This window comes from Sphingomonas colocasiae (assembly GCF_019880585.1).
In the GTDB taxonomy this organism is placed as follows: domain Bacteria; phylum Pseudomonadota; class Alphaproteobacteria; order Sphingomonadales; family Sphingomonadaceae; genus Sphingobium_A; species Sphingobium_A colocasiae.
On record NZ_JAINVV010000004.1, the window covers coordinates 1,136,381 to 1,151,902 of the forward strand.

Here is a 15,522-nt window from a genome sequence, read left to right on the forward strand (position 1 = left end):
CCCGAAGTGCACGGGATCTGCTTAGAGCGGTTTGCGATCTGATTGAATCAGATCAACCGCTCTAAGTCTTTGTTGAACCGCGATTTCCGAGTCGTCAGATGATTTCATCTGACTGGAAATCGCTCTAATAACGCCGCAGCAACCCCGCCAGCTTGCCCTGAACGCGGATCTGGTCGGGCCGGTAGCGTTGCGGATCATAAGCGCGGTTTGCCGGATCGAGCCGGATCATCGCGCCTTCGCGGCGGAAATATTTGAGCGTCGCTTCGCTGTCGTCGACCAGGGCGACCACGATCTCGCCGTCGCGCGCGACGTCGGTGCGGCGGATCAGCGCATAATCGCCGTCGAGAATGCCCGCCTCAACCATCGAATCGCCCGAAACCTCCAGCGCATAATGGTCACCGGAGCCGAGCAGCGCGGCGGGGACGGAAAGCGTGCTCTGCCCCTCCAGCGCCTCGATCGGCGTGCCCGCCGCGATGCGGCCGTGCAGGGGAATTTCCAGCACGTCGTTGGCGGCGATCGGCACCTGGCGCGGCGTGGCGGGGGCGGCCTGTTTCCTGGCCGGCTTCGCGGCGGCGCGCTCGGGCTGCTTCAGCACTTCCAGCGCCCGCGCGCGATTGGGCAGGCGGCGGATGAAACCGCGTTCCTCCAGCGCGCTGATCAGGCGATGGACCCCCGATTTCGACTTGAGGTCGAGCGCTTCCTTCATCTCCTCGAACGAGGGCGACACACCGGTCTCCTCCAGCCGGTCGCTGATGAAGCAGATCAGTTCATGTTGCTTGCGCGTGAGCATCGCATGTTCTCCGCTGGAACGAACGAAGAACGTGTAGGAAACATCTGTTCGGTCGTCAACCCAGCGCTACGATTTCCGCCATTTCACCCGCTTCGGCGGCCGGCGCGCCCGCGCTGCGCACGATCAGCGCGTTGGCGGAGGCGAGCGAGACCATCGCCGCGCTGTCCTGTTCGTTCGCCTGGATCACTTCACCGTCCGCCCACAGGCCGCGCAGATATTCGGCGCGGCCGCCGCATGCGGGAAGGGGCGCGCCCAGCTTGACGCGATGGGTGGGGGGCAGCGGATCGGCGGCGCCCTGCAATGCCCGCACCAGCGGGAGCAGGAACAGCGTGCCCGTGACGAAGGTCGAGACGGGATTGCCGGGCAGCCCCAGCACGATCGCATCGCCCAGCTTGCCGGCCAGCAGCGGCTTGCCCGGCTTCATGGCGATCTTCCAGAAGTCGAGCGTGCCGCCGATCGCGTCGAGCACGGGACGGACCAGATCATGGTCGCCCACCGATGCGCCACCCGATGTGACGATGATGTCGGCTTCACGCGCGGCATCGAAGGCGGCGGCGAGCGTGTCGAAATCGTCGCGCACGATGCCGTGATCGTCGACGATCGCGCTGATCGGCTCCAGCATCGCGCGCAGCATGATCGCGTTCGATGCCGGGAGCTGCACTCCCGAGATCGGATCGCCGGGGGGAACGAGTTCATCGCCGGTCGAGATCAGCGCCACGCGCGGTCGCCGGCCGACGGTCAGCTTGCCATGCCCGCCCATCGCGGCCAGGCCGATCCGGGCGGCCGTCAGCAGCGCGCCGCGCGCGACGAGACGCTGCCTTTCCGCGAAATCGCCATCGGCGACGCGGACGTGCTGCCCCAGCCTGCGCGGGCCTTCGCCCGTCAGCGTCAACGTGTCTCCGTCACGGGCCGCCTCTTCCTGGATCAGGATCGTGTCCGTACCGGCGGGGAGCGGGGCGCCGGTGAAGATGCGCATCGCCTCGCCGCGCGCGATCATGCGATCGGGTAGCGTGCCGGGCACGCTTTCTCCGGTCACGTGCCAAGGACCCGGCATGCCGGCAAAGGCGATGGCATAGCCGTCCATCGCCGAAAGATCGGCGGCGGGCTGGCCGCGTGTCGCGGTGCAATCCTCGGCGAGATAACGGCCTGCGGTTTCGCCCAGCGGCAGCGTTTCGGCCGGAAGCGGCATGGCCAGCGCGAGCAATCGCACCTGCGCGTCGGCGACAGGGAGGAGGGCGCTCATGAGCCGCCACTCAGCCCGAACGGGTTTCTGCTGTTCGAAGCCGGCTTCACGCCTTGTAATCGCCCGATTTGCCACCGGTCTTCGAAATCAGCCGCACGGCACCGATCTCCATCGCCTTGTCCACCGCCTTGACCATGTCGTAGATCGTCAGCAGCGCGACCGAAACGGCGGTCATCGCTTCCATTTCCACGCCGGTCCGGCCCGTCGTGCGCACCGTGGCGGTCGCGTTGACGCCGCTCGCATCGGGCGCGAGGTCGATCGACACCGAGGATATCGGCAGCGGATGGCAGAGCGGGATGAGGTCGCTGGTCCGCTTGGCGGCCATGATCCCGGCGACACGCGCCACCGCGATCACGTCGCCCTTTTTCGCCGATCCGTCGCGGATTGCCGCCGCTGCCTCGGCGGACATCGATATGCGGCCCTTCGCCACCGCCTCGCGCGCGGTGACATCCTTGTTCGATACGTCGACCATATGCGCTGCGCCTTCGGCGTCGATATGGGTAAGGCCGCTCATGCGGCGCCCAGCAGCCGGCGCGTGGCCGCCTCGACATCGGTCTCGCGCATCAGCGCTTCGCCGACAAGGAAACAGTGCACGCCATGCGCGGCCATCGCATCGAGATCGGCGCTGGAGGTCAATCCGCTTTCGGCGACGAAGGTGCAGCCTTCGGGCGCTCGGCCGATCAGTTCATAGGTGCGTGCGAAATCGACGGTGAAATCGCGCAGGTCGCGATTGTTGACGCCGATCAGCCGCGATTGCAGCATCAGCGCGCGGTCGAGCTCATCGGTGTCATGGACTTCCACCAGCGCGTCCATGCCCAGCCGGATCGCTTCCGCCTCGATCTCGGCCATCAGTCCGTCGTCGAGCGCGGCGACGATGATCAGGATCGCATCGGCGCCCAGCGCGCGCGATTCCGCCACCTGCCAGGGATCGACGAGGAAATCCTTGCGCAGGCAGGGGATCGAAACCGCGTCGCGCGCCGCGACCAGATAGCTGTCGTCGCCTTGGAAATAGGGCATGTCCGTCAGCACGGAGAGGCAGGCGGCACCCGCGACCTCATAGGCGCGGGCATGTGCCGGCGGATCGAAATCGGGACGGATCAGCCCCTTGGACGGGCTCGCCTTCTTGACCTCGGCGATCAGCGCATGGCCGTTGCGCGCCTTGATGTCGAGCGCGGCGCGAAAGCCGCGCGGTGCGGTCTGCGCCGTGGCGCGCGCCTCGATCTCGGCCAGGCTCGTTTCCGCCTTCCGGCGAGCGACATGTGCGCGCTTGGCGTCGCAGATCTCGGTCAGCTTGTTCATTTATAGGCGATCCAGCAATCGAGCAGCGCGTTGGCAAGTCCGTTGTCGAGCACTTCGGCGGCTTCCTCCGCGCCTTCGGCCAGGCTCGCGGCGCGCCCGGCGACAACCAGCGCGGCGGCGGCGTTGAGCAGCACCGCATCGCGATAGGGACCGGCCTCGCCCTGGAGCAGCCGGCGCAGCGCCGCCGCATTATAGCCGACGTCGCCGCCGCGGATCGCGCTGGTCGGCGTGCGCGGCAGCCCGATATCCTCGGGCGTGATCATGTCGCCGACATTGACCTGGCCGACCCGGAACACGCGGCTGGGGCCGGCACCCGACAATTCGTCCAGCCCTTCCTCGCCCGAAACGACGAGCGCGGCTTCGGCGCCCAGCCGGGCGAGCGCGGTGCCGTAGACGGGCACATAATCGGGCCGCGCGATGCCGATCAGCTGGCGCGTGACCCGCGCCGGATTGGCGAGCGGCCCCATCAGGTTGAAGATCGTCCGTCGCCCGATCGCCTTGCGGATCGGATGGATGCGCTTGAGCGCCGGATGATGGTTGACCGCGAACAGGAAGCAGATGCCGATTTCCTTCAGCGTCTCTTCCGCGGTCTTGCTGGCGCGCTCCATATCGAGCCCCAGCACTTCCAGCGTGTCGGCTGCGCCCGCCTTGCTCGATGCGGCGCGGTTGCCGTGCTTGGCCACCGGCACGCCACAGGCCGCGACGATGATCGCCACCGCGGTCGAGACGTTCAGGCTGTGATGGCCGTCGCCCCCGGTGCCGCACACGTCGATCGCTCCCGCCGGCGCGTCGAAGCCGATCATGCGATCGCGCAGCGCCTGCGCCGCCGCCGCGATCTCCACGCTGGTCTCGCCGCGTTCGGTGAGCGCGATCAGGAATTCAGCGATCGCCTGATCGGATACGCGCTGATCGAGCAGGTCGGCGAATGCCTGCGCCGCCGTCGCCTCGTCGAATTCCTCGCGCGGATCGGGAAGGCCGAGCACGGCGCTCATGCCCGTTCCTTCACGGCGAGCCCGGCCAGCTTGAGGAAGTTGGCAAGCATCGCATGGCCATGTTCGGTGGCGATGCTTTCCGGATGGAACTGCACGCCATGGATCGGCAGCGTCGCATGGCGGAATCCCATCACCGTGCCGTCGGGTGCTCGCGCATTCACCTTCAGCACATCGGGCAGCCCGGCTTCGGGAACGATCAGCGAATGGTAGCGCGTGGCGGTGAAGGGGGAGGGGATGTTGGCGAACACGCCCGTCCCGTCGTGCGTGACCGGCGATGTCTTGCCGTGCATCAGTTCGGGCGCGCGGATCACCTGCCCGCCGAAATACTGGCCGATCGATTGATGGCCCAGGCAGACACCGAACAGCGGCTTGCCCGCATCGGCGCATGCCGCAACCAGATCGAGCGATATGCCGGCCTCGTTGGGTGTGCAGGGCCCGGGCGAGATCAGAAAGGCGTCCGCGCCCGAGGACAAGGCCTGTCCGGCGGAGATCGCGTCGTTGCGGACGACTTCCACCGTCGCCCCCAGCTCCATCAGATAATGGACGAGGTTCCAGGTGAAGCTGTCGTAATTGTCGATGACGAGGATCATGGCGGATCGGCCTTATCGGCAGAAGCGCCGATGGGGAAGCACCTGCTTGTCGTCGCCGGTCGGGCAGCGCGTTTCTCATGCCCGATCCGCGCACATCGATGGCGGCTGCTTTGCACCATCTCATGATGCCGACTTTCGTCAGTCAAATTGCTATTCAATATGGAAGGGTCGGTAGTGGGTGATTATGGATACAAAGTAGAATTACAATCCAGGCAATGTCCACAATATCAGCCAATCCTGAAATTGATTGTAATAAAATAACCCAAATTTTGCAAGTCAATATGGTGTGTAGATCATGTGACATGCCTTATGAGTGAAGAAAAACATTAACCTCTCATATACGGCGGAAGATCAGGCTTGGCTGTCTTCGTGGGGGAGTCAATGCCGTGGATGATGTGGGGAAAAACATCTGTGCGCCTGGGGCCGAAAAGCGCGCGGACGATCAGCGTTGCACGCTCATTCCGTTCCAGGGCCGGAAATCGCTTGTCGCTGGCCTGAGGCTCGCGACCGCGCTCGCGCTCGCTGGCGGTGCCGCCGGCCAGGCCAGCGCGCAGACTTCGGTCGTCAGCGCCTGTTCGGGCGTCAGTCTGCCCCGATCGGTCGTCACCGACATTGCGGGTGATGTTCTGGTGCCCGTGCTCGGCAAGGTGGAGGACGCGCTGAACGTCGTTTCGCTCGGTCTGATCGATCTCGGCCTGTCCACCACACTCAGCAACGCCTCAAAAGGGGCGCCGATCACGCTCAATGCCATCGGCATAGACGGCAAGGCGATCAACGTGCTCGCCAATCCCGATTGCCAGACGGTCTCCGACAGCTTCTCGCTCGAAACGCCCGCCGGGATCGCGTTCGGCGGCAATCTGATCTCCGGCCTGGGCGCGGCCGGCGCGGGGCAGGGCGCGACGGCGGGCGACCTCACCGCCATCGCCATCGGCAACAAGGCCAGCACCAGCGCGGGCGCCGTCGGCGCGATCGCATTGGGCCAGGGCGCCAGCGTTACGCATCTCGGCTCCAGCGTTGCGCTCGGCGCGGGCTCGACGGCGACGGGCGCGACGCTCGGCGATCAGGCCTATCTGGTCGGCGGCACCGCGATGGCGGAGGTCAATATCGGTGACCGCCGCCTGACGGGCGTCGCGGCGGGTTCTGCCGATACCGATGCGGTCAATGTCGCGCAGTTGAAGGCCGCGACCGCCGGTGCGCTGGACGATGCACTCCAGTTCAACGCGGGGCTGAGCGCCTATGACGCCGAACGCGGCGGTGCGCCGACCCGGATCACCAATGTCGCGGCGGGCACGCTGAGCGCCGCGAGCGACGATGCCGTCAACGGTTCGCAGCTTTTCGCCACCAACAGCCAGGTCTCGATCAACACCACCAATATCAGCAATCTCGAAACCGCGGTCGGCACGCTGCAGGATGATGCGCTCCAGTATAATTCGAAGATCGGCACCTATGACGCATCGCGTGGCGGCGCGCCGACCGGCATTTCGGGCGTCTCGGCCGGTGCGCTCGGCGCGACGTCGACCGATGCGGTCAACGGATCGCAGCTCTTCGCGACCAACAATCAGGTTTCGACCAACACCACCAACATCGCGACCAATACGACCAAGATCGGCAATCTCGATATCGAGCTCGGCGCCCTGAGTGCGCTTGCGGTTAAATATGACGGCGCCGGCATGGATGTCGTCACGTTCAAGGGCGCCGGCGGCACGCGCCTGACCGGCGTCGCCCCAGGCACGATCGGCGCCGCATCGACCGATGCGGTCAACGGCGCCCAGCTTTTCGCCACCAATACGCAGGTTTCGGCCAACACGACGAACATCACCAACCTCGAGACCTCGGTGGGGGCGCTGCAGGACGACGCGCTCCAATATAATGCGAAGATCGGCGCCTATGATGCGGCGCGCGGCGGCGTGCCGACCGGTATCTCCAATGTCGCGGCGGGCACGCTCGGCGCGACGTCGACCGACGCGGTCAACGGATCGCAGCTCTTCGCGACGAATAGCCAGGTTTCGATCAACACCACCAATATCGCGAACAACGGCAGCAACATCGCCAGCCTCGATGTGGAGCTCGACGCCTTGAGCGCGCTCGCCGTCAAATATGATGGCGCCGCGCGCGACCTCGTCACCTTCCAGGGAGCGGGGGGCACGCGCCTGACCGGCGTTTCCGCTGGCGCGCTCAATGCGACGAGCACCGACGCGGTGAATGGCGCGCAGCTTTACGCGACCAACAGCCAAGTTGACATCAACACCACCAATATCGCGCTGATCAACAGCAAGATGGGCTCGATCGACGCATTGGCCGTCACCTATGACGACACGTCGCGCACCGGCCTTACCCTGCTCGGCGCGGGCGGCACGACGATCTCCAATGTCGCGGCGGGCGTCGATGATATGGATGCGGTCAATGTCGCGCAGTTGAAGGCGGCGACGGCGGGGATGGCGACCGATGCGCTCCAATATGATGCCGGGGTGAGCGCCTATAACGCCCAGCGCGGCGGTGCGCCGACGCGCATCACCAATGTCGCGGCGGGCGCATTGAATGCGACCAGCACCGATGCGGTCAACGGCGCGCAATTGTTCGCGACCAACAGCCAGGTCGCGATCAATACGACCAACATCGCCGACAACAGCACGGCGATCACCAATCTCGGCAATCAGGTGGCGACCAACACCACCAGCATCGCCAATCACAACAGCGCGATCACGAATCTGACCGCCGATCTCGGCGCGCTGCAGGACGACGCCTTGCTGTTCAACACCAAACTCGCCGCTTACGACGCGGCGCGCGGGGGCGGAGCGACCAGGATCACCAACGTCGCCGCCGGTGCCCTCAATCCAGCGAGCGACGATGCGGTGAATGGCGCGCAGCTCCACGCGACCAACCAGCAGGTCGATATCAACACCACCAATATCGCGCTGCTCAATTCCAAGATGGGCTCGATCGACGCGCTCGCCGTCACCTATGACGACAAGTCGCGCGGTTCGCTGACCCTGCTGGGGGCGAACGGAACGCGCATTTCCAACGTCGCTGCAGGCGTCGACGACGACGACGCTGTCAATGTGGCGCAGCTCAACAGCGTCGCGGACAGTGTCACCGCGCTTCAAGGCGATGCGCTGATGTTCGATGCCGGCGCCAATGCCTATAATGCCACACGCGGCGGGGCCGCCCAACGCATAACCGGCGTCGCGCCGGGGGCGCTCAACGCGACCAGCACGGATGCGGTCAATGGCGCCCAGCTCCATGCGACCAATCAGGCATTGGCCTCGCTCAGCACCACCGTTAGCGAAATGGGCGCGCTGGCGGTCCAGTACGACGATGCCAGCCGCAAGACGCTGACCCTGGCGGGCGTCGGCGGCACGCGCGTCACCAATGTCTCCGCCGGCACCTTGGCCGCCGGTTCGACCGATGCGGTCAACGGATCGCAACTCCACGCGACCAACCAGGCGGTGGGGCAGGTGGATCAACGCGTGACCAATCTCGCGGGCAGTATCGCCACGCATCTGGGCGGCGGCGCCACCGCAAATGCCGATGGATCGGTCAGCGCGCCAAGCTATGCGATCGCGGGCATCGACGCGAACGGCAACAAGACCAGCCAGACCTACGACAATGTCGGCTCGGCGCTGAGCGGGTTGGGGGACAGTCTGGCCAACGTCAACGGCAGGGTCGACGCCATCGCGGCCGCCAGCGACCAGGCAGTGTCCTACGACAGTTCGGCGAAGGACAAGGTCACGCTCGCCGGCGCTTCGGGCACCAGGGTCACCAATCTCACCGATGGTGAACTCAGCGCGGATTCGAGCGACGCGGTCACCGGATCGCAACTTTATGCGGTCGGCCAGCAGGTCGTGACCAACACCAACAACATCACCAATCTTCAGACCCAGATCGCCAATATCCAGGTCGGCGGCAGCGCATATGTTCAGGTCAACAATACCGCCGGCAATCCCCACGCGTCGGCGACCGGAACCAATGCGATTGCCGTCGGCGCCGGTGCGGGGGCCACGGGCGCGAACAGCGCGGCGATGGGAACCAACGCCTCGGCGCTGGCAGCCAACAGCGTCGCGCTGGGCGCCTCGTCGGTCGCCGATCGCGCCGACAGCGTGTCGGTCGGCTTCGCGGGGGGCGAGCGGCAGATCACCAATGTCGCGGCGGGCGTCTCCAGCACCGATGCCGTCAATCTCGGTCAGCTCAACAGCGGACTGGGGCAGGCGGTCAACATTGCCAACGCCTATACCGATGCGCGGATCTCCATCCTGTCCTTCGATCTCGGCCGCGTGCGCCGCGATGCGGAAGGGGGGACCGCCGCCGCCATGGCTCTCACCGCCATGCCCCAGGCGTTCGGTCCCGGTATGAGCATGTTCGGCATGGGCGTCAGCACCTGGCAGGGCGAAAGCGCGGTCGCCTTCGGCGTCTCGAAGGCGACGCCGGGCGGCAAGGTCGTCGTCAAGGCCGGCGCGACATACAACACGCGTGGCCAGGGCGGCGCCAATGCCGGTGTCGGTATCGTTTTCTGACCGGGGCTGAAGGCGGCGGTGGGGCCATCTGAACGCCCGGATCGGAACGGTGGCGGGGTGCCTGGCGCTCCGCCATCGATCCGGGAACGATCCGATCGCCGATCGGTCTGCGCTCCGCTCGCGTGCCCCCCTTGTCGTCCTGCAATCCGAAGCGCGCGCATGCGGGCAACCGGGCGGTCAGCCGCATGCCAGAGTGCGGCCGTTTATGGCACATCCGGCTTCAGCCCGGCGCCTCGGTGGAAACCCCGCGGAGATAGCCTTGCATGGCTTCCAGGCTGCGCGCGGTCAGCTGTACAGCGATGCAGCGTCTGTCCGTCTCGACCGGCGAAAAGCGGACGAAGCCCGCCTGGCGCAGCACATGGATCCATCGCAGCGCGGTCGTGCTCGACGCCATGGCCGCGACGCAGACCGACTTGATCGTTTCCGCCCGCCCGGTCTCGTGCGAGATGTAGAGCGCGAGCAGCATGTTCCAGGCCGCATCGCCGATATGGACTTCCGGGAACCAGTCCGCGCGGCGTGCTCGCTCGATGCACAGCCGTTCGGCCTTGCGCAGAAGCCGTTCCCGTTCGGGCACGCCATTCAAGTCTTCCAGGCAGGCGCGATGAATATTGTCGCGATCGGCGGCTTTCGTAGCGCCAATCCTGCCGGATCGATAGCCGTCGCCGATTTGAGGATCGAGATCTGCCATTGATTCCCGGACATCTCGCCATTTCGCCGTTCCGAAAGCTGGATACCAGACCGGATACGGCATCATTGAGCGCGGCGGTTTTGGCGCCTCATTATGCACGATTCGATTGCAGCAACATTGCGTCCGTGGGGGATATATCTGTGCTACAGGTGCACGGATATTTGCTCAGAAGCGTCCAAGGGGTTTCTGTGCTTCGCCCGATGTTCGGTTTTCCGGATCGTCAGGGGCCGATGCCTGGCCGGATCAGACGCGTTTGAAAGCATCGATATGGTCCGGCCGACCGGCGAGCCGTTCGATCAATGTGGCCGTACCGCTTTCCGGCAGCCGGACGGTCGCTATGCCCGTGGCGGCGCCCTTCGCCATTGTCTTGCCGGCTGCGAGCTGATCGTTGACCATGTCCAGCGTCAGGTGCGCGCGCGCCGCGGGCAGGTGCAGCATGCTCGCGGAAACGCGGAGCAGCGGGAAGAAACGTTCATGCCCGAACCGGTCGATCGCCAGGATGCCGCCGGCCGCGCGGTCTGCCGCCGAATAAAGGCTTTCCGCATCGCTCGCGAACTTCGCGCACAGCCCGCGGATGATCTCCGCGCTGGCCGCTTCGTCCTGCGCCAGGCTGACGAAGAAATCGTCTCCGCCGATATGGCCGACGAACGATGTTTTCGCCTGCGCCTTGCGCAGCAGATCGGCGAACATCACCAGCGCGCGATCGCCGGCCGCGAAGCCGTAACTGTCGTTGAACGCCTTGAAATTGTTGAAATCGAAAAAGACGAGTGTTTGCGGCCCCGTCCGCGACAGCGCACCCTCTATATGCCGGGCGATGCTGCGATTGCCCGGCAGATGGGTGAGCGGATTCTGTTCGCGCGCCGTCGAGACCGCGGTTTCCGAGGCGAGCCGCAGGATCGCATGGTTGCTGAGATAGCCGGCATGGCAGCCCTCGTCGGCCAGGATCAGCCCGCAGGCGCTTTCCGCATCGACATAGCTGTTGACGATCGCCTCGACGCTGGCGGTGGCGTCGCCGATCGGGAACCGCCGCACCAGTTTCTCCAGCGTCAGCGTCGCGCCCTTGTTGGCGAGAAGCGAGGGGCCGAAATCGCTGAGCAGATATCGGCGGATATCCTCTTCCGCCAGCGCGCCGAGCACGAGCCCGGCCCGATCGGTGACGGGGATGATCCGCAGGTCCGGCGCGGCCTTGAAGGCGTTGGCGGCATCGATGAGCGGCGCGTCGATCACCAGCGGCGCGATCGGATTGAGCAGCCTGGCGACGCGCGCGTTCATCTTCCGCCGCCCCGCGCCGCGCAGCGTGCGGCCGTACGACATGGCCAGTTCGTTCAATCGCGTGGTCGGGCGCGCGATTCCGAACCCCTGCGCCAGATCGCAACCCAGATCGCGCGCCATGCGGAAATCGGCTTCGCTTTCGACGCCCTCCGCCACGGTCATGAAACCCAGCGCATGGGCCAGGCCGCACAGCTTGGCGACGATCGCCTGTTTGCGGGGGTTGGTGGCGATCTGATCGATGAAGCTGCGATCGATTTTGACGTAGTCGGGCTCGATCGTCATCAGCATGTGCAGGCCGGACATGCCGATCCCGAAATCGTCGAGCGCGATCCGCACGCCGATGCCACTCAGAAGCTCCACGGCGCGCAGCATGTTGTCGGCGGATCGCACCGGATCCCGCTCCGATATCTCAAGGCACAGATTGCCGGCGCTGAGGCCGGAATTGCTGAAGACGTCGCGGATCCCCTCGATCGTCGGCGGAGACCCTTCATAGCTTCGATTGTCGACATTGCAGAACAGTCGGGTCGATCCGGCCGCTTCGAAATCGGCGAACTTGGCGATGGCGTTGCGCAGCAGCGCCAGGTCCATCGTCCGCAGATTGCCCGTTTCCGCCGCCATGTCGAGCAGGTCGCAGATCGCCGGCGTGCCCTCCGGCAGCCGCGCCAGCGCCTCGAAACCATGGACGCGCAGCGACGAGGTGCTGATGATCGGCTGGTACGCGAAATCGGCGGAGGCGAGCTGTTCGCTCACGCTCATGCCGTGCGGCCGGACAAAGGCCCTGTGCGCCAGATGCGACAGTTCAGACATACAGTTCAGACATGGAGCATGATCTTCATGCCCCCATCTCTATGCGGAAGTGGTGAAGGACCCCTTAGCCACACTGTCACATCACCGTCATAACCGGCGGTTTTCCGGGCCTCAGCGCTGGGCGGGGCGAGGCTTCCGGCGCCACAGCGCGTTCACGATCACCCAGCGATCGCCGAATTGCCCAAGCTGGAGATGATCGACGAACCAGGGCGTCTCCACGCGGACGGTCGCGATATCCTGATCGACGCCCAGCAGCTTCACCGATCGTTGCCACTGATCCCGGGGCGTCTTGAGCGCGCCCTCGCGCGTCAGGCCGATCAATTCGTCGGAGGTCATCCGGCCGAGCGGCAGCGTTTCATAGGGCGATTCGCGTTTCGGCGTCCGCTTGGCGAGATCGGGGTGGAGCGCGCGCGTCACCCGTTCGACATCGCCCTCCAACTGGCCATCGACATAATCATAGGCGACCGCCTCGATCGCGCGGACCGTCGCGGGATCGGTCTGGGCGATGGCCGGGCTGGCGGCAGCGGCGACCAGTGCAAAGCCGAACAGTCCCGTCATCCTTGCCTGCATCGTGCGTTCCCCATGCTTCGCCATCAGCAAAGCGGATCGTCCGATGCGCGTCAATCTGCGCTAGGCCAGTTCCTCCATCGGCTGGAAATCCTCGTTCAGCCCGAACATGCGCGGCCCCAGCACTTCCAGGCTCTGCGCGCTGCGCAGCATCGCGTCGGCGGCATAGCCCAGCACCTTCACGCGCTGGCCATAAGCGAGCATCTCGGCGGTCAGCGGTTCGCCGGTCTCTCGATCGAGCATGGTGATCAGATCGGGCACGATCGTCACAGTCCTGCCGTTGACGCGCGCGACGGTTAATTCGTTCTGGAACTCGACGATGCATTCGTCGGTCGAGTCTCCGATTCCGGCGATGCGGGCGTGGCCGAAATGCCAGCCGTCGCGCGTGTCGTGGACGACATCGACGATCTTGCCGTCGAACAGGATCCGCGCGGCACGGTCGTCGCGGCTGCCCAGCACGTCGAGCAGGTCGGCGAAGATGTCGCGGCCACCCTCGCGCGCGGTGCGGATCGCGCGGCCGATCTCCAGCGTCTGCATCAGCGTGCCCTGCACCGCGAATGCCTTGGCCTGCGCGCCCGACATCGGATAGAGCGCGCCGAAGGTCAGCGCGCCCATCGCCGCCGTGATCGAACGGCACAGATCCTCCGCCGCGCGGTCGTCCACCGCCTCGATCACCGCGACATTGCCGCTATCGTCCATCACGATGCACGGGGTTGCCTTGCAGCCGTTGATGCTGAACGTGGTCATTTCGATATGCGGCACCGCGCGGCCGATGCCGTCGGCGTCGAGCACCGGAATGCCGCTGATCGCGGACAAAGCGAGCGGGAACATCGAATTGGCGCCGCCCATCTCCGCGCTGATCAGCGCATCGACCCGGCGCCCGTAAAAGGCCTCCGCGCGCGCCAGCAGCCGCAGCAAGGTCTTGTCGCTCACCAGATGCTCGACGATCACCGTCGGTGCACCGATGCCCGCGATCGACAGCACGAAGGCGTCGTCGGCGATCGTCTCGCTCGCGATCACCTTCGGGTAGCGGCCGGCCTTGATCTGCGCCTGCAGGAAGAGCTGGCCGACATAGGGGTCGCCGCCGCCCCCGGTGCCGAGTAGAACGGCGCCGCGCGCCATATCCTTGATATCGGTTACGTTGTTCACGGTCAGCATGGTCTGTTGCTTTCTCAGGCGATCTTGGGGCGGTTCAGGCGAGCATGGCGAGCGGGCCGACGGCGCGCACGCGGATCTGCACCGTTCCGCTTTTCATATGGGTCATCGGCAGTTCGACGACCTCGACGATCTCGACATCCTCGGCGCGCGCGCCGGCCTTCACGGCCTCCGCGGTCGCATCCTCCTTGGCGCGTGCGATCGCCGCGTCGCGGCCGAGCGTCGCGACGTCGTAAAGCTTGTCGACGCGTCCGCTGACCAATGCGATCGCGGCACCGACGGCGTTCGCGACCGAGGCGTGATCGGGCCGCAGCACGCTGGAGGTGCCCTTCAATGGCCGGCCGATCAGGATGCTGCCGCCGCCGACCAGCACGAGCGGAATCGCATGCTGGCTGGTCTTGATATGGTCGATCGCTTCCTCGATCTGCGCATGCAGGTCGTCGAGCGCGGCCTCGACCAGCCCGGCGTCGAGATGCGCGACCTTCGCCGCGTCGCCGATCTCGGCCTGGCCCGCGCGCACCGCGATATCGGTGGCGGTCAGCGTGCTGCCGCCGAACACCAGCCCCTCTTCCTGCAACCGATAGCCCACCGATGTCGGCCCGACGGTGCAGCCGGCCTCGCCCTCGCGAACCAGACTGCCGCCGCCGATGCCGATCGACAGTACGTCGGGCATGCGGAAATTGGTGCGGACGCCGCCGATATCGTTGGCGGCGGTGGTCTCGCGCGGGAAACCGCGCAGCAGGAAGCCGATATCGCTGGTGGTGCCGCCGATATCGACGACCACCGCCTCGTCGAGCCCGGTCAGGAAGGCGGCGCCGCGAATGCTGTTGGTCGGCCCCGCCGAACAGGTGAAGATGGGGAAGGCGGCCGCGACTTCGGTGGTGATCAGCGTGCCGTCATTCTGGCTGATGAAGATCGGCGCGTCGATCTTCAGTTCGGCGAGCGCGGATTCGAGCGATCCGATCACCTGGCCCGAAAGCTCGGCGAGCATCGCGTTGATGATCGCGGCATTCTCGCGGTCGATCAGCCCGATGCCGCCCACCTTGTGCGAAAGGGTGATGCGCGCATCGGGAATCTCGCTGAGCACGATCTCGGCCGCGCGTTCCTCGATATCGGGGCGGATCGGCGCGAAATTGGCGGAGATCGCCACTGCCTTCAGCCCCTTGCCGCGCGCTTCGATCGCGGCCGCGCGCAGCGCGTCCTCGTCGATCGGCGCATAATCCTTGCCGGTATAGAGCGATCCGCCGCCCACCATGTAGATATGATCGCCGGCGGCCTCGACCAGATCGTCGGGCCAGCCGGTCAATGGCGGCACGCCGTCGGCCTTGGGCAGCGAGACGCGGAACACCGCCACCGGCGCCAGCCCGCGCCGCTGGACGAACGCGTTCACGAACTGCGTCGTCCCGATCATCACCGCGCCGATCGCGTCGCGATGCTCGCCCGCCTGATCGAGGATCATCGTCACCGCGTTGATCACGCCGCTGCGGACATCGGCGGTGGTGAAGCTCTTGGCGGTCGCGACGACCTCACGGCCGTGCATCAGCACCACATCGGTATTGGTGCCGCCAACATCTATGCCGAGCCTGTATCCGCTCATGCTGTTCATGC

General features: G+C 65.8%; 12 protein-coding genes. 1 reads left to right on the forward strand and 11 read right to left on the reverse strand.

Annotation, left to right across the window (positions count from 1 at the left end; genetic code table 11):
• Positions 1–124: 124 nt before the first annotated feature.
• Genes lexA through K7G82_RS11760 form a run of 6 tightly spaced genes read right to left on the reverse strand, consistent with a single transcriptional unit; the run spans position 125 to position 4,914 of the window.
• The gene (lexA, locus tag K7G82_RS11735) at positions 125–790 is read right to left on the reverse strand and encodes a transcriptional repressor LexA (protein WP_222990008.1); all 666 of its coding nucleotides are present in this window, start codon (positions 788–790) and stop codon (positions 125–127) included.
• A 55-nt stretch (positions 791–845) separates the two neighbouring features.
• Positions 846–2,033, reverse strand: coding sequence for a molybdopterin molybdotransferase MoeA (locus K7G82_RS11740; protein WP_222990009.1), 1,188 nt, complete (start codon positions 2,031–2,033; stop codon positions 846–848).
• Positions 2,034–2,079: 46 nt separating this feature from the next.
• Positions 2,080–2,547, reverse strand: coding sequence for a cyclic pyranopterin monophosphate synthase MoaC (moaC, locus tag K7G82_RS11745; RefSeq protein ID WP_222990010.1), 468 nt, complete (start codon positions 2,545–2,547; stop codon positions 2,080–2,082).
• On the reverse strand, positions 2,544–3,332 hold the full coding sequence (gene trpC, locus K7G82_RS11750; protein ID WP_222990011.1) for an indole-3-glycerol phosphate synthase TrpC: 789 nt from the start codon (positions 3,330–3,332) through the stop codon (positions 2,544–2,546). The genes moaC and trpC overlap by 4 nt, the downstream gene beginning before the upstream one ends.
• The gene (gene trpD, locus K7G82_RS11755) at positions 3,329–4,324 is read right to left on the reverse strand and encodes an anthranilate phosphoribosyltransferase (protein ID WP_222990012.1); all 996 of its coding nucleotides are present in this window, start codon (positions 4,322–4,324) and stop codon (positions 3,329–3,331) included. The genes trpC and trpD overlap by 4 nt, the downstream gene beginning before the upstream one ends.
• Positions 4,321–4,914, reverse strand: a complete 594-nt coding sequence (locus tag K7G82_RS11760) for an anthranilate synthase component II (RefSeq protein WP_222990013.1) — start codon at positions 4,912–4,914, stop codon at positions 4,321–4,323. The genes trpD and K7G82_RS11760 overlap by 4 nt, the downstream gene beginning before the upstream one ends.
• 386 nt (positions 4,915–5,300) lie before the next feature.
• On the opposite strand from K7G82_RS11760, the gene K7G82_RS11765 reads away from it, so the two are divergent.
• Entirely contained in the window at positions 5,301–9,425 is a 4,125-nt protein-coding gene (locus K7G82_RS11765; RefSeq protein WP_222990014.1) for a YadA-like family protein, read from the forward strand.
• Between the two features lie 220 nt (positions 9,426–9,645).
• On the opposite strand, the gene K7G82_RS11770 is transcribed toward K7G82_RS11765, so the two are convergent.
• The 5 genes from K7G82_RS11770 to K7G82_RS11790 all read right to left on the reverse strand — a co-directional run bounded on the left by K7G82_RS11770 (position 9,646) and on the right by K7G82_RS11790 (position 15,511).
• A complete protein-coding gene (locus K7G82_RS11770) occupies positions 9,646–10,113 on the reverse strand; it encodes a helix-turn-helix domain-containing protein (protein ID WP_222990015.1) in 468 nt (155 codons plus the stop codon).
• Between the two features lie 243 nt (positions 10,114–10,356).
• Positions 10,357–12,192, reverse strand: coding sequence for a GGDEF domain-containing protein (locus tag K7G82_RS11775; RefSeq protein WP_222990016.1), 1,836 nt, complete (start codon positions 12,190–12,192; stop codon positions 10,357–10,359).
• A gap of 111 nt (positions 12,193–12,303) precedes the next feature.
• Positions 12,304–12,750 carry a nuclear transport factor 2 family protein gene (locus tag K7G82_RS11780; RefSeq protein WP_246623417.1) on the reverse strand — a complete coding sequence of 149 codons (447 nt, stop codon included), beginning with the start codon at positions 12,748–12,750 and terminating at the stop codon, positions 12,304–12,306.
• Positions 12,751–12,822: 72 nt separating this feature from the next.
• Complete coding sequence (locus K7G82_RS11785) at positions 12,823–13,917, reverse strand: S-methyl thiohydantoin desulfurase family protein (protein ID WP_222990017.1); 1,095 nt, start codon at positions 13,915–13,917, stop codon at positions 12,823–12,825.
• Between the two features lie 34 nt (positions 13,918–13,951).
• Positions 13,952–15,511, reverse strand: coding sequence for a hydantoinase/oxoprolinase N-terminal domain-containing protein (locus K7G82_RS11790; protein ID WP_246623418.1), 1,560 nt, complete (start codon positions 15,509–15,511; stop codon positions 13,952–13,954).
• Between the last annotated feature and the right edge of the window lie 11 nt (positions 15,512–15,522).